Raw genomic sequence first — 22618 nt, forward strand, 5'->3', positions numbered from 1 at the left:
TCCCGGCGGCGGGCAGCCGCGCTCACCAGAAAGCCGCGGTCACCAGAAAGCCGCGCTCAGCAGAAAACCACGCTCAGCAGGAAGCCGCCGGCGGCCGCGAGAGATCGGCGGCCTGGCGCGGGACGGCGGCCTTCTGCGGCCCGAAGGGGTACTCCCGCTCCAGCCGCCACACCGCGTCCGGGCCCTGCTCGTAGAGCGCGAAGCCACCGATCGTCCATGTCGCGCAGAAGTCCCTGAGCCCGGCCTGGGCGCGGTCCATGGCCGCTTCGTCGATGCCGTGGGCGACGGTCACATGCGGGTGGTACGGGAAATGCAGCTCGCGTGCGCAGGGGCCGGACGCGGCGCGGATCCGGGCCTGGAGGGCGGTGCAGCCCGTCACGCCCTCGGTGACCTTGACGTAGACGACCGGGGAGAGCGGGCGGAAGGTCCCGGTGCCTTCCAGGCGCAGCGGGAAGGGGCGGCAGCCGGCCGCGACCTCGGCGAGGTGGCGTTCGATGCCGGGCAGCTCGTCGGCGCTGACCTCCGTCGGCGGGAGGAGGGTGATGTGCGTGGGGATGCCGGGTGCGGCCAGGTCCCCGAAGCCCGCGCGCTTCCTCTGGAGGAAGCTGCCGTACGGCTCCGGGACCGCGATCGAAACGCCCAGCGTTACGGTCCCCACTGCGTTCTCCCTCCTGACGTATGTGCGGCGCGCTCGCGCACCCTCTTAGTGTGCCGGGTGCGCGCCCTTCCCGGGGAGCGTCCTCGGCCGTCTTGTACGCAGGCACAAGAGCCCCCACGGGTGGGGGCCCCTGGTCCGGTGGCATCCGCGCGGCCCGGAGCGGCCCGCCGAAGGGGCACCCCGGGCCGTGCGCCGACGGTCGCCTCAGTGCTTGGCCGGCAGGAATCCGAGCCGGTCATAGGTGGTGGCGAGGGTCTCGGCGGCGACCCCGCGGGCCTTTTCCGCGCCCTTGGCCAGGATCGCGTCCAGCGTCTCGGGGTCGTCGAGGTATTCCTGGGTGCGGTTGCGGAACGGTGTGACGAAATCGACCATCACCCCGGCGAGATCCGTCTTCAGCGCGCCGTACATCTTTCCCTCGTAGGACCGCTCCAGGTCCGGTACGGAGGTGCCGGTGAGCGTGGAGAGGATCGACAGGAGGTTGCTGACGCCCGGCTTGGCCTCGCGGTCGAAGCGGATGACCGTCTCGGTGTCCGTCACCGCGCTCTTGACCTTCTTCGCGGTGACCTTGGGGTCGTCGAGCAGGTCGACGATGCCCTTGGGCGAGGAGGCGGACTTGCTCATCTTGATCGACGGGTCCTGAAGATCGAAGATCTTCGCCGTCTCCTTGACGATGTACGGGTTGGGGATCGTGAAGGTGTCGCCGAAGCGGCCGTTGAAGCGGTCCGCGAGGTCGCGGGTGAGCTCCAGGTGCTGGCGCTGGTCCTCGCCGACCGGGACCTGGTCGGCCTGGTAGAGGAGGATGTCGGCGACCATCAGCACGGGGTACGTGAACAGGCCGACCGTCGTGCCCTCCGTGCCCTGCTTGGCGGACTTGTCCTTGAACTGGGTCATCCGCGACGCCTCGCCGAAGCCGGTGACGCAGTTCATGACCCAGGCGAGCTGGGCGTGCTCGGGCACATGGCTCTGGACGAAGAGCGTGCAGCGCTCCGGGTCGAGACCCGCCGCCAGCAGCTGGGCGACCGCGATCCGGGTGTTGCGGCGCAGCTCCGCCGGGTCCTGCGGGACGGTGATCGCGTGCAGGTCGACCACCATGTAGAAGGCGTCGTGGGACTCCTGCAGGGCCACCCACTGGCGCACCGCGCCGAGGTAGTTGCCGAGGTGGAAGGAGCCGGCGGTGGGCTGAATGCCGGAGAGCACGCGCGGACGATGCTGCATGGCGGAGCCATTCCCCTGGGGCTGGTGGTGGGCGACGGATGGGCGATCGAGGGCCATGGCACCGATTGTCTCAGGTCGGCACGGGGGCCAGGGCGCATGGTGGCGCGTGATGGCGCAAGCCGGCGGCAGGGGCGCGCGGACGGGGCGGCCGCGGCTTGCGGCGGCGCGGCGGTGGCCTGTTCGGGGCGGGCGGGAGCTGGGATCGTGGGCCGTGCGTCGTGGTCCGCGCCGTGCGGGCCTGTGCACCGCCCCAGATCTCCGCCCCACATCTCCGCCCCGGATCTCCGCCCCGGATCTCCGCCCCGATCTGTGAGGACCGCCGATGACCGACGACCGCCGCTCCGCCGCCCCGTCCGGTGCCGCCGCCTGCCCCGCAGGATCCGGCGGCGAGCCACACCCGCTCGCTCCCGGCGGCGCCGGCCGGGCCGCGGCCGATGCGCTGCTGCGGGCGGCCGGCGCGGTGGTCCCCGTCCTGCTGCCCGGGGAGGTGCCCGCCGTCGCGGTCACCCGCCACGAGGTGCTGCGCGAGGTCCTTGCGCACCCCGAAGTCACCAAGGACGCCTGCCACTTCACCGCCCTGCACGACGGCACCGTGCCGCCCGGCTGGCCGCTGACCACCTTCGCCACCGTCGACGGGATGACCACCGCCGACGGGGCCGAGCACCGGCGGCTGCGCGGCCTGGTGACCAAGGTGTTCACCGGGCGGCGGGTGGCGGCGCTGCGGCCCCGGGTGGCGGCGCTGACGGCCGGGCTGCTGGACGGGCTGCCGGGGGCCGCCGCGGCCGACGGCACGGTGGAGCTGCGCCGGCACTTCGCCTATCCCCTGCCGATGAGCGTGATCTGTGAACTGCTGGGCGTGGACGCCGCGTTACGCGACCGGCTGCACGAGCTGTCGAACCTGATCGTCAGCACGGCGGACGGGGCGCAGGCCGCCCACCGCGAGATCATCGCCGTCCTCACCCGGGTCGCCGAGGCCCGGCGGGCGGACCCGGGCGACGATCTGACCAGCGCGCTGCTCGCCGCCCAGGAGGAGGACGGCGACCGGCTGAGCGCCGGGGAACTGGTCGGCACCCTGCTGCTGATGATCATTGCCGGGCACGAGACCACCCTCAACCTGATCACCAACGCGGTGCGGGCCCTGTGCACCGACCGCGGGCAGCTGGAGCTGGTGCAAGGCGGGCGGGCCACCTGGGACGACGTGGTCGAGGAGACCCTGCGCTACGACAGTCCGGTCGCCCACTTCCCGTTCCGCTACCCGGTCAGGGACCTGGAGATCGGCGGCACGGTCGTCCCCCGCGGCACGCCGATGCTGGCCTCCTACTCCGCGGCCGGCCGGGATCCGGACGCCTACGGCCCCGACGCGGACCGCTTCGACATCACCCGGCGGCCCGCCGCCCGGCACCTCTCCTTCGGCCACGGACCGCACTACTGTCTGGGCGCGCCGCTGGCCCGGCTGGAGGCGACCGTCGCCCTGGAGGCGCTGTTCACCCGTTATCCGGCGCTGGACCTCGCCGTCCCGGACGCGGAGCTGCCGCCGCACCCGAGCTTCGTCGGCAACAGCACGCAGGTCCTGCCGGTGCGGCTCGGCGGCTGAGCGCGGGGCGGAACGGGACGGCTCGCGGGGCGGGGCGAGGCGGCTCGCCGGCCGTCCCGTTCCGCCCCGCCCATGCGGGTCCCGGCCCGCCGCCGTCAGTTGACCGGCAGCCCCGGCGCCGGGTAGCCGGCCATCAGGTCCGCGACCTCGCCGCGGATCACCGCCAGCGCCTCCTCGTCCCCCTTCGCCGCGGCCTGGACGCTGCGGTCGATCCACTCGGCGACCAGCGGCATCCGGTCCGTACCCAGCCCGCGGGAGGTGAGGGACGGGGTGCCGATGCGGATGCCGGAGGGGTCGAAGGGCTTGCGGGGGTCGAAGGGGACGGTGTTGTAGTTGACGACGATGCCGGCCCGGTCCAGCGCCTTCGCGGCGACCTTGCCCGGTACTTCCTTCGACGTGAGGTCGATCAGCACCAGGTGGTTGTCGGTGCCGCCGGAGACCAGGTCGTAGCCGCGGGCCAGCAGCGCCTCGGCGAGCGCCTTGGCGTTGGCGACGACGGCATGGGCGTAGTCACGGAAGGACGGGGCGGCCGCCTCACGCAGGGCGACCGCGATGGCGGCGGTGGTGTGGTTGTGCGGACCGCCCTGCAGACCGGGGAAGACGGCCTTGTCGACGGCCTTGGCATGGCTCGCCCGGGACATCAGCATGGCGCCGCGCGGGCCGCGCAGGGTCTTGTGGGTGGTGGTGGAGATGACGTCCGCGTGCGGGACGGGCGAGGGGTGGGCGCCGCCCGCGATCAGACCGGCGATATGGGCGATATCGGCGACGAGGACGGCGTCGACCTCCCGGGCGATCTCGCCGAACGCGGCGAAGTCGATGGTGCGCGGGACGGCGGTGCCGCCACAGAAGATGATCTTCGGGCGCTCCTTGCGGGCGAGGTCGCGCACCTCGTCGAAGTCGATCAGCGCGGTGTCGGGGCGTACGCCGTACTGGACGCCGCGGAACCAGCTGCCGGTGGCCGACACCCCCCAGCCGTGCGTGAGGTGACCGCCCATCGGCAGCGCCATGCCCAGCACGGTGTCGCCGGGCTCGGCGAAGGCGAGGTAGGCGGCGAGGTTGGCGGGCGAGCCGGAGTACGGCTGGACGTTGGCGTGCTCCACGCCGAAGACGGCCTTGGCCCGCTCGACGGCCAGCGTCTCGACGCGGTCGATGTTCTGCTGGCCTTCGTAGTAGCGACGGCCCGCGTACCCCTCGCTGTACTTGTTCTGCAGGACGGTGCCGGTGGCTTCCAGGACGGCGGCGGAGACGTAGTTCTCGCTGGGGATCAGCCGCAGGGTGTCGGCCTGCAGCTGCTCCTCGGCGCCGACCAGCGCGGCCAGTTCGGGGTCGGCGGCGCTCAGCGCGGGATGCGGAAGGGACTGCGGAGTGCGGGACTGCGGGGTGCGGGGCTGTGACATGGGGGCCTGCGACATGGCGTCCTCCGGGGCGGTCGATCGGTGATCCGGTCGTGGTCCCGGGGTGCCCAGGCGGGGCGGCACCTCGTGATGGTGGCCGCACACCGCTTCCTCGAGGTTGTTTCCCCGTACGCCAGTCGCGGTGCGCACCAGAGAGTCTAGGACACCCTCCGGCGCCTTTCCGGCGGATCTTCGCAGGGCCGGTGGCGCGGGGCGGGCGCGACAATGGAAGGGGACGCGGCACCGCCCGCGCCCCACGCTCTACCGAACGGAGTCACCGGTGACATCCACGGAACGCGGCATCGCCGCCGCCGAGGCCCACAGCGCGCACAACTACCACCCGCTGCCCGTCGTCGTGGCCACCGCCGAGGGTGCCTGGGTGACGGATGTGGCGGGCCGGCGCTACCTGGACATGCTCGCCGGGTACTCCGCGCTGAACTTCGGGCACGGCAACCGCCGGCTGCTCGACGCGGCCAGGGCCCAGCTGGAGCGGGTCACGCTCACCTCGCGCGCCTTCCATCACGACCGGTTCGGCGACTTCTGTACGCAGCTGGCCGCGCTGTGCGGGATGGAGCTGGTGCTCCCGATGAACACCGGCGCCGAGGCGGTCGAGACGGCGGTGAAGACGGCCCGTAAGTGGGGCTACCAGGTCAAGGGCGTCCCGGACGGCCGGGCGAAGATCATCGTCGCGGACCACAACTTCCACGGCCGGACGACCACCATCGTCTCCTTCTCCACCGACCCCGAGGCGCGCGCCGGCTTCGGCCCGTACACCCCCGGTTTCGAGATCGTCCCCTACGGCGACCTGGCCGCGATGGAGGCCGCCCTCGACGATCACACGGTCGCGGTGCTGCTGGAGCCGATCCAGGGCGAGGCCGGAGTGCTGGTGCCGCCGCCGGGCTATCTGGCGGGCGTACGGGAGCTGACCCGCAGCCGGAACGTGCTGTTCATCGCCGACGAGATCCAGTCGGGGCTGGGCCGCACCGGCCGGACCTTCGCCTGTGAGCACGAGGACGTGGTCCCCGACATGTATGTGCTGGGCAAGGCTCTGGGCGGCGGTGTGGTGCCGGTGTCGGCGGTGGTGTCCTCCCGTGAGGTGCTGGGCGTCTTCGCGCCGGGCGAGCATGGCTCGACGTTCGGCGGGAACCCGCTCGCCTGCGCGGTGGCGCTGGAGGTGCTGGCGATGCTGCGGACCGGCGAGTTCCAGCAGCAGGCCACGGAGCTCGGCGAGCATCTGCACAGCGAACTGGGGCTGCTGGTGGGCGGCGGCGCGGTGGACGCGGTACGCGGCCGCGGTCTGTGGGCCGGAGTGGACATCAACCCGTCCCGCGGCACCGGCCGGGAGATCTCCGAACGGCTGCTGGCGCGCGGGGTGCTGGCCAAGGACACCCATGGCGCGACCATCCGCCTCGCCCCGCCGCTGGTGATCAGCAAGGAGGACCTGGACTGGGGGCTGGACCAGCTGCGCGGCGTGCTGGAGGGGTGAGGCGGGGGCGGATACGGGCTTCCCGTGTGCCGTCCTCCTAGGCCAGGAGCGAGGCCGGGGTGACGAGCCGGGCCCGTTCGTGGAGTTCCCGGGCGGCGTGGTTCTTGAGGTGGGGGCGGATGAGCGTGAACATCTTCCCCATGCGCCGGTCGACCCTCCCGCTTTGCACCAGGGGATATTCGTCCAGCGCTTCATTCCATGTCGCACAAGCCGCTTCCAGGTGCCCCACCTCAAGTTGGAATTCGGCGAGGGTGGCCCGTTCCTTCACCCGGGACCGGCGGTAGATGTCGTAACACAACCTGTCCGATTCCCGCATCGCCGCAACGGCTCCGGGAAGGTCTCCCAACTCATGGCGAACGTGGCTGATGTGGTAGTGCAGAGCTGAGGGGTCATAGGAGCCAAAGGCTTTCGCTTGCGCCTCGGCCTTTTCCATGGAGATTTCGGCCTCTTTGAGATGTGTCAGGGCCTTGTGGTTATCTCCTGTTTGCGCAGCGGCATGTGCCTGCTGGCCCGCAAGGAAGGCGAGCATACGCGGGCCCGCTTGCGGAGAGGCGGCGGCAGCGGCATCGGCCAGTCGCATGGCTTCGCGGCCATGCCCCAGGTCAACTGCCTGCACACTCATCCCCCGCAGTGTCGTGCAATACGTGAGGTGGTCCTCCGAGGCTCCGGCCAGCTCCAACGCCTTCAGGTAATACTTCTGTCCCAGCCCCTCCACGCCCTCATCCACCGCCATGTATCCGGTGAGATAGCACAGGTCGGAGGCTGCCGACAGCATTGCCTTGCGTACCGATTCCGGCGCCTCGGCCCGCAGGTACGGAGCCACCGTATTGACGAGAAATGCCGCAGCCATGGGGCGAGCGTGACGTCCGCCGAATTGGTCGTCGAGTTCCGAGATCCGTTCGGTCATGGCAATGACCATGTCGACCTCTGGCATGCCGATGCGCTGAAGCGGGACGGCTTGCACCGCTTCCATCCGTCCCACCACATCCGGCCAATTGGGCACGGTCAGCGCAACGGAAAAGAGCCCTATACCGAGAACGCTGCGGCGCGAGGGATCCATGTCTCCCCTACCGAGGTCGATCAGCCCTTCCACCGCGCCCGCAGTGACGTGCGAGCCACTGGCAGGGGCAGGAAATCCGGCCTCGACGTGCGTGACCGGACGCCCCAGCTTCCGCGCCAGGGCCTCCACGATCAGCGGTCTGACCTGCTCCTTCGGCAGGTGCCCCTGACACCACTGATGGGCCGACGGCTCGCGGTACTTGAGCGGGGTTCCTCGCTCGGTGCCGATGCGGTTCACGGCCTGGACGAACTGCCGCAGCGTCCAGCCGGTCTGCCGGTAGAGCCGTTCCAGGTGCCGGTTCGGTTCCCGAGTGCCCACTAGCCCTCAACTCCCCGATGTGCGCGAGCGATTAAAGCTCTTAAAAGCCGCTTCCACTGCCACCGTACCGCTGGGCGTAGCGGACCGGTTGCCCAGAGCGAGGAAGGCCCCCTCACCAAACGAAGAGGACCCCCGCGACCGTGGTGGAACGGCCCGGGGCGTGGCCCTCAACTACAAGGGAGTTGATGACATGTCCAACGCTACAGCGAGGGACTTCGTCCGGCTGCTGCCGTGGACCAGCCCGGACGGGAAACCGTGCTTCCTGGCAGGCGACGGGACCGGATATGTCTCCCGCATCGCCGACCGGATCGAGGAAGAGCAGCTCTGCTCGGCCGACGATCTCATCGACGAAGCCCGCCACCTGCTCGCCGGACGGGCGTGGACACCCGGGGAACTGCACCTGCTGGCCGTCGAATTGACCGCACACCTTGCCGATGTGCGCCGGGTGGCCGAGAGCCGGGGCGAGCGCTTGGCCGCCCTCGGGCCTACCTCCGTCAAGTAGGCGGCTTCCGCGGCGAGGGCCTTGCCGCCGGAACGCCGGTAGCGGGTGCGGTCGTCGTCCGGTCCGCGATCGGGCACGATCGGCCGGACAGAAGTTGCTCACATCAGGCGCCGGCGAGGAAGTCGATGGCGCGTGCGTCCAGTTCGGCCGCGCAGCGTACGCCGCGGGTGCGGAAGCGGGCGAGGTCGCCGCGCATGCGGGCCACCGCCTTACGGGTGCGGACGGACCGTACGCCGTCCATGTGATCCAGGGCCCGGTTCCAGGTGGCGCACGCTTGCTCGATCTGACCGCGCTTGAGCTGCATTTCGGCGCCTGCGACCAGGTCCAGGGCGACGATGCGCGCGTAGGTCCCGGCCGGGCGGGCCCCGGCGGCACGGCTGTATTGCTCGGCGGCGGTCCGGTGGTCGCCGAGCGTCTCGTAGACCTTGGCGTTGCGCGAGTACACCGATGCGGCCGGAGGTCCCCAGGCCAGGGCCCAGAACGGCACTTCGTCGCCGGGGCCGGCGGTCAGCAGGACGCTCGCCCGCTCGGCTTCGGCGAGGGCGGCCGTGCGCTGTCCGGCCTTGGCGAGGGTGTGGGCGTGGACGACGCGGAACAGGGATTCCGTCTGGGTATCAACTTTCCCCTTGGCGCGATTCAGTCCTGTCTGTGCCAGGCCGAGGCAGTGTTCGGGCCGGTGCAGCTTGAGCCCTTGCATAGCCATCGTGCGCATCACGAACCCGTCGTGCCCGGGGACTTCGGATTCGACGGCGAGTGCGTAGGACTGAAGGTAGTAGCGCTGTGCGAGCCCCTGCTGGCCTGCGTCGTAGGACTTCCAGCCCAGTAGGTGCACGCCACGGGAGGCGGCGGAGAGCATGTGCCGGCGGATTTCCCCTGTGCGGAAGCGCCCCCGGCACAGAGGGGCGACGTCGTCGCGAAGGTACTGCACGAGTGCGCTGCGGCCGTGTTGACCGCCGTGGCGTTCGTCCATCTCGGAGAAGGCGCGCACCATGTCGCGCACGGCGGTGACCTCGGCCATGCCGACGACGTGACCGGAGCGGGCCGCAGTGGTGCGGTCGGCGATCTCCTGCACGTGGGTCAGGGGCAGGGCAGCGACGGCCACCGAGTACGCGGAGGACGTGAGGAAACGTCGCCGGTCCAACTCGAACCTCCACATCGGCAGCAGGGCGTCGATCGGGTCGGCCCCGAGGGCCAGCCCGATGCTGTCATCCTCCTCAGGGGAACGCAGCATCACCGACGCCGAGGCCGGCAGCGCGCCCAACTACCAACCAATGTCCGGCGTCTGGCGCCCGCCGCCCGTCACGTGTTGTCGCGGGCCGCGGCGACGATCCGGTCGAGTTCTTCGCGGTTCCAGGTGAATGAGCCGTCGTCCAGCGCGGCGAGGATGCCGTCCACCCATGCCAGTTCGGCCTGGGTGACCGCGCGCAGGTATTCGCTCTCGATCAGGGCGACTCTCGGGAGGGCGCCGACTTCGGCCTCGCTCGTGGGTTCAGCGGCGAGTTCGGCGTCGAGTTCGGTGAGGCGTCGGGCGAGGTGGTCGCGCCGCTGGTGGAGCAGGTCCTGGGTGGCCTGCGGGGTGAGTACCGGCAGGAAGGACAGTGCGGCGGGGAACTCGGGGTACTCGTTGCGGGGCGTCGACAGGATCTCGGCCATCCACTGGCGGGCGGCCGCCCGTCCCGCGTCGGTGAGGCGGTAGGTGGTGCGTTCGGGGTAGCGCTCGTCGCGCTCGGTGCTGCCGACGGCGATCAGTCCGGCGTCTTCCAGGCGGGCGATCGTGCGGTACAGGCCGGCGCGCTGGCCGACGTTGACGACCTGGTCCTTGCCCCACTGCTTGATCAGGCGCTGGATGCCGTAGGGGTGCAGCGGGCCGGACTCCAGCAGGCCCAGGACCGCCAGGGCCAGGGGGGAACGGCGGAATGTCGAGGTCACGGGGCGACGGTACACCGGATACCGGCACCACAACTAGTCGCAGCACAGTTAGGCACGTCGTGATTAGTTGCAGTGCACCTAGGTGTCATGTCACTATCCCGGTCCTCGGCTGTTCCTCTTCAGGAAGGAACCGGAAAATCCATGCACGTGATCATCATTGGCGCCGGCACCGGCGGACTGGCTCTGGCCCACGGCCTGAAGCGGGCCGGTATCAGCTGCGCCGTCCACGAGCGCGACCGCACGCGCGGCGGTGGGCTCCAGGGCTACCGGGTGGGCATCGACCCCGACGGCAGCCGGGCGCTCAACCGCCTGCTGCCCCCCGAACTGTTCGACACCTTCGTGGCGACCTGTGCGCGCAGCGGTGACCGTTTCACCGTGTTCACCGAGAAGTACAAGGAAGTCCTCTCGCTGACCGGGTTCGCCAAGTCCGGGGCGGACGGGGCCGGTTCAGAGCGTTCCGTCTCCCGGATGACCCTGCGCCAGGTCCTGCTGACCGGGCTGGAGGAGCTGGTCCGCTTCGACAAGGTCTTCACCCGCTACGACCAGAATCCCGACGGCACGGTGACCGCGCACTTCGAGGACGGCACCTCGGACACCGGAGACGTGCTGGTGGCCGCCGACGGATCCCACTCCCGGGTCCGCCGCCAGTACTTACCGCACGCCCCCTTGGAGGACAGCGGCCTGATCGGGATCACCGGCAAGGTGCCCCTCACCGAGGCGACCCGCGCACTGCTGACCCCGCAGGTCATCGACGGCGTCAACATGTTCCTGGCCCCCGGCGGATACTCGCTGGTCATCCACGTCATGCGGTTCCCGTGGGACGAGCGGGGCCGGCCCCGCCAGGGCATCGGCGCGAGTGACACCGAACTGCTCAACGCCTGGCCCGGCCTGCAGTTCGACAACACCCGCGACTACATCATGCTGGCGTTCGGCGGCGCGGCACGGAACCTGCCCGCCGACGTCCTGCGGATGAACGGCCGGCAGCTGCACGACCTCACGGTCGAACTCACCCGCACCTGGGACGTCCGGCTGCGCACACTGGCCGAGCTGGCCGACCCGTCCACCTGCTTCCCCGTCAACATCCGCACCTCGGCCCCGATCGCACAGTGGCCCACCAGCAACATCACCCTGATCGGCGATGCCATCCACACCATGACGCCGGGCCGCGGGGTGGGCGCGAACACCGCGTTGCGCGACGCCGAGCTGCTGTGCGACAGGCTGGTCTCGGCCCGTGACCGCGAAGTGCCGCTGATGGCGGCGATCCGTGACTACGAGACGCAGATGATCGACTACGGCTTCGAGGCGGTCAGGAAGTCCCTGGCGCAGATGCGGGGAAGCGATCCGGTCCACAAGCCGGTCGTCGGCCGCGCGGTGCTGGCCGGGATGCGTACCGGTATGCGGGCGGTGAACCATCTGCCCCCGCTCAAGCGCAGGATGGCCGCGGCCGCGCAGCAGTACCGCGGTCATGATCGCGATGTATAGCGGTACTGCTGTGCGGCGGCCGCCGGCCGCTTGCCCGTCCGGTGTCCCGCGCGCAGCGCCGGCCGTCCGCCCGGCGCGCCCCGTATCCCCGCCGCGCCGGGCCCCGCCGGACCGCCGCCTCAGCGGATCACATGCGGCAGAAAGCGCGCGTACTCATCGGTGACCGGACCCGCCGACTCCCGGATGCCCAGCCCCGCCGACTCGTCCTCGACGACCCAGGCGCCGAGGACGACCCGATTGCCGTCGAAGTCCGGCAGCGGCGCCAACTCCTGGTAACAGCAGGGGTCTTCGGGGTCGCGCAGCACCGGCTCGGCTCCCGGCTCGTGCAGGGTGACACCGGCGCCCTCCCGGCCGAGCAGCGGCTTGGCGACGTACCCACGGGTGTGCGCCAGCTCGCGCGGCCCGTCGAGGTAGGCGGGCAGCAGATTCGGATGCCCCGGGTACAGCTCCCACAGGATCGCCAGCAGCGCCTTGTTGGAGAGCAGCATCTTCCAGGCGGGCTCGATCCAGAGAGTGGAGCCCGTACCGCCGCCGTTGTCGAGGGTGTCCAGGACGAACGGACCGAAGTCGTCGGTGGCCAGCCACTCCCACGGGTAAAGCTTGAAGCAGGCCCGCAGGAAGCGCAGCCGCTGGTCGACGAAGCGGCCCGACAGCCGGTCCCAGCCGATGTCCTCCATCGAGACGGCGACCGTCTCCAGGCCCGCCTGCTGCGCCGTCTCCTCCAGATAGGCGACGGTCATCAGATCCTCGCCCAGCTCGTCACCCGCCGAGTGCGCGAAGTGCACCGGCGCGCCCGGCGGCAGCAGCGGGGCCTGCCGCTTCCAGGCCGCCACCAGCCGCTCGTGCAGCGAATTCCACTGGTCGGCGCCCGGGAAGCGTTCCTCCATCCAGAACCACTGCGGACTGGCCGCCTCGACCAGCGAGGTCGGCGTATCGGCGTTGTACTCCAGCATCTTGGCCGGGCCGCTGCCGTCGTAGTGGAGGTCGAACCGCCCGTAGAGGGAGGGCAGTTCGTCCCGCCGGCGCCAGGACTCGGCGACCAGGCCCGCCAGCCGCGGGTCCTCGATGCCGAGGTCGGCGAGGCGGTCGTGCGCGACGAGGTGGTCGGCCGCGGCCAGGCACATGCCGTGCAGTTCCTCGACGACGTCCTCCAGGGCCTCGACCTCGGGGAGGGTGAAGGAGTAGTAGGCGCTCTCGTCCCAGTACGGGCGCAGCGAGTCGTCCGGGTAGCGGGTCAGCGGGTAGATCAGGCCCTGCGCCTCGACGGTCTGCTGCCAGCCGGGGCGGGGTTCGATGGTGTGGCGCTTCATGGCGGTATCGCGTCCGCTCAGCCGCCGAAGGAACCGTGGTGGCCGCCGAAGGAACCGTGGTGGCCGCCGGAGGAACCGTGGTGACCGCCGCCCGATCCGGAGCAGCCGAAACCGCCGCGGTTGACGGCCGTGGTCTTGCTGAAGGTGCCCTCGTCGGCGTACTTGCCGCCGGCGTTGTCGGGGTCGTAGTACCACTGGCCGTCGACGGGCGTCTTGGCCGCGCCGCCGCCCCGGCCCTTCTTGCCGTATCCGGCGCTTCCGGTGCTTCCGCTGCCGCTGCCGCTGTTTCCGGACGACGAGCTGCCGGCCGCCGAGCAGTTCTTGGAGTCGACGATGCGGTAGCCCTTGAAGGCTTCGTAGCTGTTGCGGTCCACACAGCGCTTGTCGGGCTCGGAGCCGCAGGAGGTCAGCGCGGCGGCCAGGGCCCCCATCCCGCCCAGTATCACCGTGCTCGACCGCAGCCGCCGACGTGCCTTCTCTGCCATGTTCTGCCTTCCCCCGTGAATATGTGGAACATCCGGAAAATCTGCATTAACCGCAACATCTGCATCAGCTGCAGCAGCTGGATCTCCGGAACAACTGTTGGAGCGGAGCCAGCGTAGACGGCACCCGTGGGACCACCGCAAGGCGGGAGGCCGGGTGCGGCGGCAGCGGCGGCAGCGGCGGCGACGGACACGTACCCAAGCGGCCGGGCCGCCCTCGGGGAGGACGGCCCGGCACTGTTGGTGGTGGTTGCGGTAGTAGGGGACGGGGAGGGTCAGGGGCCCGCGAGGACGGTCTGGGTGTCGGTGTCGCTGGAGCCGGTGAAGTTGGTGTCGCCGGCGTAGACCGCCGTGATGGTGTAGACGCCGGTGGTCAGCGGGGTGCTGACCGCGGCGACACCGGAGCCGTCGAGCGTGCCGGTGAGGTTGATGGTGGTCACGCCGTCGGTGATGGTGAAGTTGACCGTCCCGGTCGGGACGCCGCTGCCCGGAGCCACCGCCGAGACGAATGCGAGGATCGCGACCGTGTCGCCGGAGTTGGAGGGGTCGGGGAACGAGGTGGCCGTGATGGTCGTGGCTGCCTGGCCGACGGTCTGGGTGTCCGTGCCGCTGGATCCGGTGAAGTTGACATCGCCGCTGTAGGTCGCGGTGACGTTGTGGACACCGGCGTCGAGCGTGCTGGTGGTGGCGGTGGCGACTCCGCCGGAGACGGTGCCGGTCAGCGTGCCGCCCCCACCACCGTCGATGACGAAGACGACCGAGCCGGTCACCGTGCCGGCACCGGGCGAGACCGGCGCCACCGTGGCGGTGAAGGTCACCGTCTGCCCGAAGACCGACGGGTCGGGCGCGGACGTGACCGTGGTGGTCGTCGACGCCTGAGCGACCGTCTGGGTGTCGGTGCCGCTCGACGCCGCGAAGTTGGCGTCACCGCTGTACGTCGCGGTGACCGGGAACGTCCCCGCGTTCAGCGCGCTGGTCGTGACGCTGGTCGTCCCTCCGGAGAGGGTGCCGGTCAGCGTCGGACCGCCGGTGATGACGAAGGTGACCGTGCCGGTCGGCGTCCCCGTGCCCGGTGCGACCGGCGCCACGGTGGCCGTGAAGGTCACCGTCTCACCGACCACGGACGGGTCCGGAGCCGAGGTCACCGTGGTGGTCGTCGACGCCTGGCCGACCGTATGGGTGTCGGTGCCGCTGGAGGTGGTGAAGTTGGCGTCACCGCTGTAGGTCGCGGTGACCGTGTACGCGCCTGCGGTCACCAGGCCGGTTGAGGTCACGCTGGTGGTGCCACCGCTGAGCGTGCCGGTCAGCGTCACCGTGGTGACCCCGTCCGTCGCCACGAACACCACCGTGCCCGTTGGCGTCCCCGTGCCCGGTGCGACCGGAGCCACGGTGGCTGTGAACGTCACCGTCTCACCGACCACGGACGGCTCCGGAGCCGAGGTCACCGTCGTGGTCGTCGACGCCTGGGTCACCGTCTGGGTGTCCGTCCCGACCGAGCCGTTGAAGTTGCCGTCACCGCTGTAGGTCGCCGTGACGGAGTACGCGCCCGCGGTCACCAGGCCACTGGTGCTGACGCTGGCGGTGCCGCCGCTGAGCGTGCCGGTCAGCGTCACCGTGGTGACCCCGTCGGTGACCACGAACGCCACCGTGCCGGTCGGCGTACCCGTGCCGGGTGCGACCGGCGCCACCGTCGCCGTGAACGTCACCGGCTCACCCACCACGGAGGGATCCGGCGACGAGGTCACCGTGGTGGTCGTCGAGGCCTGGGTCACCGTCTGGGTGTCGGTGCCGCTGGAGGTGGTGAAGTTGGCGTCACCGCTGTAGGTCGCGGTGACCGTGTACGCGCCTGCGGTCACCAGGCCGTTGGTGGTCACGCTGGTCGTGCCACCGCTGAGCGTCCCGGTCAGCGTCACCGTGGTAACCCCGTCTGTCGCCACGAACACCACCGTGCCCGTTGGCGTCCCCGCACCCGGCGCGACCGCCGCCACGGTGGCCGTGAAGGTCACCGACTGACCCACCACCGACGGGTCGGGCGAGGACGAGACCGTGGTGGTCGTCGACGCCTGGCCAACCGTCTGCGTGTCCGTACCGCTGGAGGTGGTGAAGTTGGCGTCACCGCTGTAGGTCGCCGTGACCGTGTACGCGCCCGCGGTCACCAGGCCCGTGGTGCTCACGCTGGTCGTGCCACCGCTGAGCGTCCCGGTCAGCGTCACTGTGGTAACCCCGTCGGTGGCCACGAAGGTCACCGTGCCGGTCGGCGTACCTGCCCCCGGCGCAACCGGTGCGACCGTCGCCGTGAAGGTCACCGACTCGCCGACCACTGACGGGTCCGGCGACGAGGTCACCGTGGTCGTGGTCGACGCCTGGCCGACTGTCTGGGTGTCCGTACCGACCGAGCCCGTGAAGCTCGCGTCACCGCTGTACGTGGCCGTGACCACGTACGCGCCCGCGGTCACCAGACCGTTGGTGGTCACACTGGTGGTGCCACCGCTGAGCGTCCCGGTCAGCGTCACCGTGGTGACCCCGTCCGTCGCCACGAACACCACTGTCCCCGACGGCGTCCCCGCGCCCGGCGCAACCGGAGCCACGGTGGCCGTGAAGGTCACCGACTGGCCGACAACCGACGGATCGGGTGAGGACGAGACCGTGGTGGTGGTCGCTGCCTGGTTGACCGTCTGGGTGTCCGTACCGACCGAACCCGTGAAGTTGCCGTCACCGCTGTAGGTCGCCGTGACCGTGTGCGTCCCGACGCTCAAGGCGTTCGTCGTGACGCTCGCCGTGCCCCCGGACAGCGTGCCGGTCAGCGTCGGGCCCCCGGAGATCACAAAAGTCACCGTGCCGGTCGGCGTCCCCGCGCCCGGCGCGACCGGAGCCACCGTCGCCGTGAACGTCACCGGCTGCCCGACAACCGACGGATCGGGCGAGGACGTGACCGTGGTGGTCGTCGACGCCTGGCCGACCGTCTGGGTGTCCGTACCGACCGAACCCGTGAAGCTCGCGTCACCGCTGTACGTCGCCGTGACCGTGTAAACGCCCGCCGTCACCAGACCATTGGTGGTCACGCTGGTCGTGCCGCCGCTCAGCGTGCCGGTCAGCGTCACCGTGGTCACGCCGTCCGTCGCCACGAACGTCACCGTGCCGGTCGGCGTCCCCGCGCCCGGCGCGACCGGAGCCACCGTCGCCGTGAACGTCACCGGCTGCCCGACAACCGACGGATCGGGCGAGGACGAGACCGTGGTGGTCGTCGACGCCTGGCCGACCGTCTGCGTGTCCGTACCGACCGAACCCGTGAAGTTTGCGTCACCGCTGTAGGTCGCCGTGACCGTGTGCGATCCCACGCTCAGCGCACTCGTCGTGACGCTCGCCGTGCCCCCGGACAATGTGCCGGTCAGCGTCGGGCCCCCGGAGATCACGAAAGTCACCGTGCCGGTCGGCGTCCCCGCGCCCGGCGCGACCGGAGCCACCGTCGCCGTGAACGTCACCGGCTGGCCGAAGACCGACGGGTCCGGCGAGGACGTGACCGTGGTGGTCGTCGATGCCTGGTTGACGGTCTGGGTGTCGGTACCGACCGAGCCGGCGAAGTTGGCGTCGCCGCTGTAAGTGGCGGTGACCGTGTGGCTGCCGGCGCTCAGGGCGCTGGTGGTGACGCTCGCCGTGCCCCCGGAGAGGGTGCCGGTCAGGGTCGGGCCGCCGCTGATGACGAAGGTGACCGTGCCCGTCGGCGTCCCCGCACCGGGCGCGACCGGGGCCACCGTCGCCGTGAACGTCACCGGCTGCCCGACGACCGACGGGTCCGGCGACGACGTGACCGTGGTGGTGGTCGCCGCCTGGTTGACGTTCTGGGTGTCGGTGTCGCTGGAGCCGGTGTAGTTCGCGTCGCCGCTGTAGGTCGCGGTGACGGTGTAAACGCCCGCCGTGACCAGGCCGTTGGTGCTGACCGTGGCGACGCCGGCGCCGTCGAGGGTGCCGCTGAGGCTCACGGTCGTGACGCCGTTGGTGATGACGAAGGTGACCGTCCCGGTCGGCACCCCGCCGCCGGGGAACACCGGCCCGACGAAGGCAGTGAAGTTGACCGTCTGCCCCGTCACGGAGGGGTCGGGGAAGGAGGTGACCGTGGTGACCGTGGATGCCTGGTTGACGGTCTGGGTGTCCGTGCCGCTGGAACCGGTGAAGTTGGCGTCACCGCCGTATGTCGCCGTGACCGTGTGCGTACCGGCGGACAGCGCGCTGGTGGTCACGCTCGCCGTGCCGCCCGAGAGCGTGCCGGTCAGCGTCGGGCCACCACTGATCACGAACGTGACCGTGCCCGTCGGCGTCCCCGCACCCGGCGGGACCGGAGCGACCGTCGCCGTGAACGTCACCGACTGGCCGACGACCGACGGATCGGGCGAGGACGTGACCGTGGTGGTCGTCGACGCCTGGTTGACCGTCTGGGTGTCCGTACCGACCGAGCCCGTGAAGCTGGCGTTACCGCTGTACGTGGCCGTGACCGTGTGCGTACCGGCGGACAGCGCGCTGGTGGTCACGCTCGCCGTGCCCCCGGAGAGCGTGCCGGTCAGCGTCGGGCCACCACTGATCACGAACGTGACCGTGCCCGTCGGCGTCCCCGCACCGGGCGGAACCGGCGCCACCGTCGCCGTGAACGTCACCGGCTGCCCGACGACCGACGGGTCCGGCGACGAGGTGACCACCGTGGTCGTCGAGGCCTGCCCGACCGTGTGGGTGTCCGTGCCGCTGGAGGTATTGAAGTTGCCGTCGCCGCTGTAGGTCGCGGTGACCGTGTGCGTACCGGGGGACAGTGAGCTGGTGGTGACGCTCGCCGTGCCGCCGGAGAGCGTGCCGGTCAGCGTCGGGCCCCCGCTGATGACAAAGGTGACGGTGCCGGTCGGGGTTCCCGCGCCCGGCGGGACCGGGGCCACCGTCGCCGTGAACGTCACCGGCTGGCCGACCGCCGACGGGTCGGGTGCCGAGGTCACCGTGGTCGTCGTGGACGCCTTGCCCACGGTCTGGGTGTCCGTGCCGCTCGATCCGGCGAAGGTGCCGCTGCCGCTGTAGGTAGCCGTGACGGTATGGGAGCCCACGCTGAGGCTGCTGGTGGTGACGCTCGCCGTGCCGCCCGAGAGCGTGGCGGTCAGCGTCGGGCCGCCGGAGATCACGAAGGTCACCGTGCCGGTCGGGGTACCGGAACCGGGCGGCACGGGGGCGACGGTCGCGGTGAAGGTCACGGCCTGTCCGAAGACCGACGGGTCGGGGGACGAGGTGACCGTGGTGGTCGTCGGCAGCAGGGTCGCCTGCACCGTTTGTGTGTCGGTACCGGAGGACGGATTGAATTGGGCATTGCCGTTGTAGGTCGCGGTGATGGCATGGGTACCGACGCTGAGACTGCTGGTGGTGACGGTTGCGGTGCCGCCCACGAGCGTGCCCGTCAGGGTGCCGCCCCCACCGCCGCCGATGACGAAGGTGACCGTACCGGTCGGGGTGCCCGCCCCGGGCGCGACCGGCGCGACGGTGGCGGTGAGGGACACCGGCTGCCCGAAGGTCGACGGGTCGGGGGACGAGGTGACGGTCGTCGTCGTCGACGCCTTGTTCACCGTTACGGAGGCCAGGCCGCTGGACGGCGAGAATTGAGCGCTGCCGTTGTAAGTCGCGGTGATGGTATGAAAACCGACGCTGAGGCTGCTGACGGTGACGGTCGCGGTGCCGCCCACGAGCGTGCCCGTCACGGTGGGCCCGCCGGTGATGACGAAGGTGACCGTGCCGGTGGGTGTCCCGAGCCCCAGCGGGATGACGGTGGCGGTCAGGGTGACCGGCTGTCCGAAGACTGCTGGATTGGGTGACGCGGATGCCAAGGTGAAGGTGGGTGCCATGGAATGGCCCTCCGGATAGTGATGATGGCGGGCCGTTCAGCTCCCCGTAGCTGCCTGACGTCTGCGGGAAGTGGGCATCAACCTGGGGCGCAGGATCGGTAATTACCGCCGGCGGAGATCCGCATCTGCGTACCGATGTCCTCCGCCAGGTTGGCAACCCGCCGGTCGGTAGCACCAGTAGGCGCGTGCATCAGGGCGCCGCGCCATAGCCGTCCCGCGCATTTGCCCTGAATGGCGCAGCGCTCAGCGGCTCGCACGGCGCCCCGCGGCGCGCGCTGCGGGGCGTGGCAGTGACCGGTGTCGGTACGGGGGACGTGCGATCAGCGCGGGGGCATGCCCGTGAGCTGGTGCCGCACCACCTTCAATGGCGTTGCACAACGGCGCAGTTCACCGGTCCGTCGGAGCATCCGGCGTCTACGCTGGCCGACGGGTCGGGCGCCGGGCCCTTTCAGCTGTCCCTCCGTCTCCCGTCGCCCGTCCCCCGTCGCCCTGTCTCCCGTCGCCCTGTCCCCCCGTCCATCCGTTCACCGTCGGCCGGAGGAAGTGACCATGACCGATCATGCACAGGCACCAGGACAGCTGCCCGGTGAGCTGCCCGATGGGCTGACACTGCGCCGCCCCGTCCCTGCGGACCACCCGCGGCTCCAGGGGGCGCTGGCCGAGTGGTGGGGCGGCCTGGGTGGTGAGGCGGGCGCACGGCAGCGTCAGTTGCTCGTACCGCGCCTCTTTCTGCAGCACTTCGCCGACACCAGCTTCCTCGTCGAGCGCCAGGACCAGGCCCTGCACGCCTTCCTGATCGGCTTTCTGTCCCAGACGGACCCGGAAACCGCCTATATCCACTTCGTGGGCGTATGCCCGCAGGGCCGACGGGACGGCATCGGCAGCGCCCTCTACGACCGTTTCTTCGCCGCGGCCCGCGCGGCCGGCCGCAGCCGGGTCCGCTGCATCACCAGCCCCAACAACCGCGACTCCATCGCGTACCACACGCGCATGGGCTTCCGGCTGGAACCGGGCGACCGGCTCGACGACCACGGCGTACCGGTGCAGGAGGATTACGACGGGCCGGGGCTCGACCGGGTGTCGTTCGTACGGGAGTTGTGAGCCGGGGGCCCGCCGGTGTGAGCCAGAGCCCCGCCGGTGTGAGCCAGAGCCCCGCCGGTGTGAGCCGCCCTGAAGGACCTGGGCGACCTGGCCGACTTCAGCTATCCGGCCGACCTGGGCGACCTGGGCGACCTGGGCGACCTGCTTTACGGCGGCCCGCATCCCCACTACTCCCCCGGTGGCAGCGCCCCGAGCAAGGCGTCCACGGCGCCCGCGAAGGAGTGATCGGGCGGGGTGCCGTACGCCACTACCAGTGCGTCGCGGGAGGCCGGTGGGGCGGTCGGGGCGTGGAAGCGGCTCAGGCCCTGCAGGGCGAGGCCCTGCCGGCGGGCGGCCCGGAGGGTGGCCCGTTCGGTGCCGGGCGGGAGTTCCAGTACGGCGTGCAGGCCGGCGGCGATGCCGGAGACCCGGACATGGGGCGCGTGGTCGGCCAGGGCGGCCACCAGTTGGTCGCGGCGGCGTCGGTAGCGCAGCCGCATACCGCGCAGATGACGGTCGTAGGCGCCCGAGGACAGGAACTCGGCGAGAGTGAGCTGGTCCAGCGCCCCGGACTGCCATTCGCCGGTGGCCTTGAGGGCGAGCACCGGATCGACCAGGCGTTCCGGCAGCACCATCCAGGCCAGCCGTAGCGCGGGGGCGAGACTCTTGCTCGCGGTGCCCAGGTAGACGACGTGGTCGGGGTCGAGGCCCTGGAGGGCGCCGACCGGTTTGCGGTCGTAGCGGAATTCGCCGTCGTAGTCGTCCTCCAGGATGAACCCGCCGGTGGCGCGCGCCCAGTTGATGGCGGCCGCCCGGCGGTCGGGGTGGAGCGGTACGCCGGTGGGGAACTGGTGGGCGGGGGTCAGGAGGGCCGCGCCCACATCGTCCAGGGCGGCCGGCTCGTCGGTGCGGGCGCCGCGTTCGTCCACGGGGAGCGGGACGGTGTGCAGGCCCGCGCGGGTGAGCACGGCGCGGTGGAAGTCGAGGCCGTACGACTCGACGGCCACGCGGCCGGTGCCCAGGGCGCGGCTGAGCAGCGCCAGCCCCTGCAGGAAGCCGGCGCAGACGATGATGCGGTCGGGGTCGGCGCGTACGCCGCGGGCGCGGGCGAGGTAGTCGGCGAGGACGGTACGCAGCTCGGGGCGGCCGTGGGAGGTGTTGTAGCCGAAGGCCTCGCTGGGGGCGGCGGTCAGCGCACGGCGCGCGGCGGCCAGCCAGGCGGTGCGGGGGAAGGCGGAGACATCGGGTGTGCCCGGGGTGAGGGAGAAGCGCGGCCGGTCGGCGCGGCCGGCCGGGCCGGCACCGGGGCCACCGGCGCGCCGGGCTTCGGGCGTGGCCCGCGGCAGCAGCCTCTCGGCGACCCGGGTGCCGGAGCCCTGGCGGGCGCTGAGCCAGCCCTCGGCGACCAGTTCGGCGTAGGCGTCGGCGACGGTGTTACGGGCGATGCCGAGATCGGCCGCGAGCGAGCGGGAGGAGGGCAGCCGGGTGCCGGGGGCCAGGCGGCCGGACCGTACCGCGTCCCGCAGCGCCCGCAGCAGCGCGGCGCGCAGACCGCCGGGGCCGGTGAGGTCCAGGTGCAGATCCCGCCCGAAAGTGGCCCAGGAATTCTCCATGGAAATGGACCATACAGCTATGCCATTGCCGCCGTAGCGTCATAGACATGACGACACAGGCAGCTCAGCAGGCAGCACCACAGGCAGCGCAGACAGCACAGACGACACAGACGGCGCAGCCCGTACACCGCCACGGCCCCCGCCTGCCCTGGGCGAAGCTCGCGCCGGAGGTCTACAAGGCCATGATCGCGCTGGAGGTGGCGGCGAAGAAGGACCTCGACCCGTCGCTGGTCGAACTGGTCAAGATCCGTGCCTCGCAGCTCAATCACTGCGCGTTCTGCCTCGACATGCACGTCAAGGACGCCCGTGCGGCCGGCGAGACCGAGCAGCGGATTTACCTCCTCAACGCCTGGGAGGAGGCCGCAGACTTCTACTCCCCCAAGGAGCTGGCCGCCCTCGCCCTCACCGAAGCCATCACCCTGCTCACCGAGGGCTTCGTTCCCGACGCCGTCTACGACCGCGCCGCGGCCCACTTCGGCCAGGCCGAACTGGCCCACCTGATCGCGCTGATCACCACCATCAACGCCTGGAACCGCTTCGGGGTGTCCACCCGCATGGCCCCGGGCCAGGCATGACCGCCACCGACCGCCCGGGGAGCACCACGGACCGCCCGGCGACCACCATGGAC

General features: G+C 71.1%; 16 protein-coding genes and 1 riboswitch. Of the genes, 6 read left to right on the forward strand and 10 right to left on the reverse strand.

Features of this window, described 5'->3' with window-relative positions:
- Positions 1–73: 73 nt before the first annotated feature.
- Both D9V36_RS17180 and trpS read right to left on the reverse strand, forming a co-directional pair.
- Complete coding sequence (locus tag D9V36_RS17180) at positions 74–658, reverse strand: 2'-5' RNA ligase family protein (protein ID WP_129294558.1); 585 nt, start codon at positions 656–658, stop codon at positions 74–76.
- A 204-nt stretch (positions 659–862) separates the two neighbouring features.
- Positions 863–1873: a tryptophan--tRNA ligase gene (trpS, locus tag D9V36_RS17185; protein ID WP_129298477.1), complete on the reverse strand. Its 1011-nt coding sequence runs from the start codon at positions 1871–1873 to the stop codon at positions 863–865.
- Between the two features lie 322 nt (positions 1874–2195).
- Here trpS and D9V36_RS17190 point away from each other — a divergent pair, with 322 nt between their 5' ends.
- On the forward strand, positions 2196–3467 hold the full coding sequence (locus D9V36_RS17190) for a cytochrome P450 family protein (protein ID WP_129294559.1): 1272 nt from the start codon (positions 2196–2198) through the stop codon (positions 3465–3467).
- A 95-nt stretch (positions 3468–3562) separates the two neighbouring features.
- Here D9V36_RS17190 and glyA read toward each other — a convergent pair whose 3' ends face one another.
- Entirely contained in the window at positions 3563–4864 is a 1302-nt protein-coding gene (gene glyA, locus D9V36_RS17195; protein WP_129298478.1) for a serine hydroxymethyltransferase, read from the reverse strand.
- Between the two features lie 56 nt (positions 4865–4920).
- A riboswitch (ZMP/ZTP riboswitch) is annotated at positions 4921–5012 on the reverse strand.
- Positions 5013–5141: 129 nt separating this feature from the next.
- On the opposite strand from glyA, the gene rocD reads away from it, so the two are divergent.
- On the forward strand, positions 5142–6347 hold the full coding sequence (gene rocD, locus D9V36_RS17200; RefSeq protein WP_129294560.1) for an ornithine--oxo-acid transaminase: 1206 nt from the start codon (positions 5142–5144) through the stop codon (positions 6345–6347).
- A gap of 37 nt (positions 6348–6384) precedes the next feature.
- Here the strand turns inward: rocD and D9V36_RS17205 are convergent, their stop codons facing one another.
- Positions 6385–7725, reverse strand: a complete 1341-nt coding sequence (locus D9V36_RS17205) for a tetratricopeptide repeat protein (protein ID WP_129294561.1) — start codon at positions 7723–7725, stop codon at positions 6385–6387.
- A 190-nt stretch (positions 7726–7915) separates the two neighbouring features.
- On the opposite strand from D9V36_RS17205, the gene D9V36_RS17210 reads away from it, so the two are divergent.
- A complete protein-coding gene (locus tag D9V36_RS17210) occupies positions 7916–8227 on the forward strand; it encodes a hypothetical protein (protein ID WP_164992963.1) in 312 nt (103 codons plus the stop codon).
- 103 nt (positions 8228–8330) lie between these two features.
- Here the strand turns inward: D9V36_RS17210 and D9V36_RS17215 are convergent, their stop codons facing one another.
- Together D9V36_RS17215 and D9V36_RS17220 are read right to left on the reverse strand one after the other, a co-directional pair.
- The gene (locus D9V36_RS17215; RefSeq protein ID WP_241720902.1) at positions 8331–9458 is read right to left on the reverse strand and encodes a hypothetical protein; all 1128 of its coding nucleotides are present in this window, start codon (positions 9456–9458) and stop codon (positions 8331–8333) included.
- Positions 9459–9526: 68 nt separating this feature from the next.
- Positions 9527–10156, reverse strand: coding sequence for a PadR family transcriptional regulator (locus D9V36_RS17220; RefSeq protein WP_129294563.1), 630 nt, complete (start codon positions 10154–10156; stop codon positions 9527–9529).
- 141 nt (positions 10157–10297) lie between these two features.
- On the opposite strand from D9V36_RS17220, the gene D9V36_RS17225 reads away from it, so the two are divergent.
- Positions 10298–11638, forward strand: coding sequence for an FAD-dependent oxidoreductase (locus tag D9V36_RS17225; protein ID WP_129294564.1), 1341 nt, complete (start codon positions 10298–10300; stop codon positions 11636–11638).
- 119 nt (positions 11639–11757) lie between these two features.
- Here D9V36_RS17225 and D9V36_RS17230 read toward each other — a convergent pair whose 3' ends face one another.
- The 3 genes from D9V36_RS17230 to D9V36_RS17240 form a co-directional block, all read right to left on the reverse strand.
- Entirely contained in the window at positions 11758–12948 is a 1191-nt protein-coding gene (locus D9V36_RS17230; protein ID WP_129294565.1) for a glutathionylspermidine synthase family protein, read from the reverse strand.
- 17 nt (positions 12949–12965) lie between these two features.
- Entirely contained in the window at positions 12966–13433 is a 468-nt protein-coding gene (locus tag D9V36_RS17235; RefSeq protein WP_129294566.1) for a hypothetical protein, read from the reverse strand.
- A gap of 272 nt (positions 13434–13705) precedes the next feature.
- Positions 13706–19297, reverse strand: a complete 5592-nt coding sequence (locus D9V36_RS17240; RefSeq protein ID WP_206739682.1) for an Ig-like domain-containing protein — start codon at positions 19295–19297, stop codon at positions 13706–13708.
- A 549-nt stretch (positions 19298–19846) separates the two neighbouring features.
- Here D9V36_RS17240 and D9V36_RS17250 point away from each other — a divergent pair.
- Positions 19847–20398, forward strand: a complete 552-nt coding sequence (locus D9V36_RS17250) for a GNAT family N-acetyltransferase (RefSeq protein WP_129294567.1) — start codon at positions 19847–19849, stop codon at positions 20396–20398.
- Between the two features lie 167 nt (positions 20399–20565).
- Here the strand turns inward: D9V36_RS17250 and D9V36_RS17255 are convergent, their stop codons facing one another.
- Positions 20566–21990 (reverse strand): PLP-dependent aminotransferase family protein, encoded by a 1425-nt coding sequence (locus D9V36_RS17255; protein ID WP_129294568.1) that lies wholly within the window; start codon positions 21988–21990, stop codon positions 20566–20568.
- Between the two features lie 47 nt (positions 21991–22037).
- Between D9V36_RS17255 and D9V36_RS17260 the strand changes: the two genes are divergently transcribed.
- Positions 22038–22565 (forward strand): carboxymuconolactone decarboxylase family protein, encoded by a 528-nt coding sequence (locus D9V36_RS17260; RefSeq protein WP_129294569.1) that lies wholly within the window; start codon positions 22038–22040, stop codon positions 22563–22565.
- Positions 22566–22618 lie beyond the last annotated feature (53 nt).

The sequence above is a fragment of the Streptomyces lydicus genome (assembly GCF_004125265.1).
Lineage (GTDB): Bacteria > Actinomycetota > Actinomycetes > Streptomycetales > Streptomycetaceae > Streptomyces > Streptomyces lydicus_C.

Coding starts and splice junctions, on each gene's coding strand:
- D9V36_RS17240 (WP_206739682.1), bottom strand. CDS start 19,297: ATGGCACCCACCTTCACCTTGGCATCCGCGTCACCCAATCCAGCAGTC.
- D9V36_RS17230 (WP_129294565.1), bottom strand. CDS start 12,948: ATGAAGCGCCACACCATCGAACCCCGCCCCGGCTGGCAGCAGACCGTC.
- D9V36_RS17215 (WP_241720902.1), bottom strand. CDS start 9,458: ATGCTGCGTTCCCCTGAGGAGGATGACAGCATCGGGCTGGCCCTCGGG.
- glyA (WP_129298478.1), bottom strand. CDS start 4,864: ATGTCACAGCCCCGCACCCCGCAGTCCCGCACTCCGCAGTCCCTTCCG.
- D9V36_RS17190 (WP_129294559.1), top strand. CDS start 2,196: ATGACCGACGACCGCCGCTCCGCCGCCCCGTCCGGTGCCGCCGCCTGC.
- D9V36_RS17225 (WP_129294564.1), top strand. CDS start 10,298: ATGCACGTGATCATCATTGGCGCCGGCACCGGCGGACTGGCTCTGGCC.
- D9V36_RS17210 (WP_164992963.1), top strand. CDS start 7,916: ATGTCCAACGCTACAGCGAGGGACTTCGTCCGGCTGCTGCCGTGGACC.
- D9V36_RS17250 (WP_129294567.1), top strand. CDS start 19,847: ATGACCGATCATGCACAGGCACCAGGACAGCTGCCCGGTGAGCTGCCC.
- D9V36_RS17260 (WP_129294569.1), top strand. CDS start 22,038: ATGACGACACAGGCAGCTCAGCAGGCAGCACCACAGGCAGCGCAGACA.
- trpS (WP_129298477.1), bottom strand. CDS start 1,873: ATGCAGCATCGTCCGCGCGTGCTCTCCGGCATTCAGCCCACCGCCGGC.
- D9V36_RS17255 (WP_129294568.1), bottom strand. CDS start 21,990: ATGGAGAATTCCTGGGCCACTTTCGGGCGGGATCTGCACCTGGACCTC.
- D9V36_RS17235 (WP_129294566.1), bottom strand. CDS start 13,433: ATGGCAGAGAAGGCACGTCGGCGGCTGCGGTCGAGCACGGTGATACTG.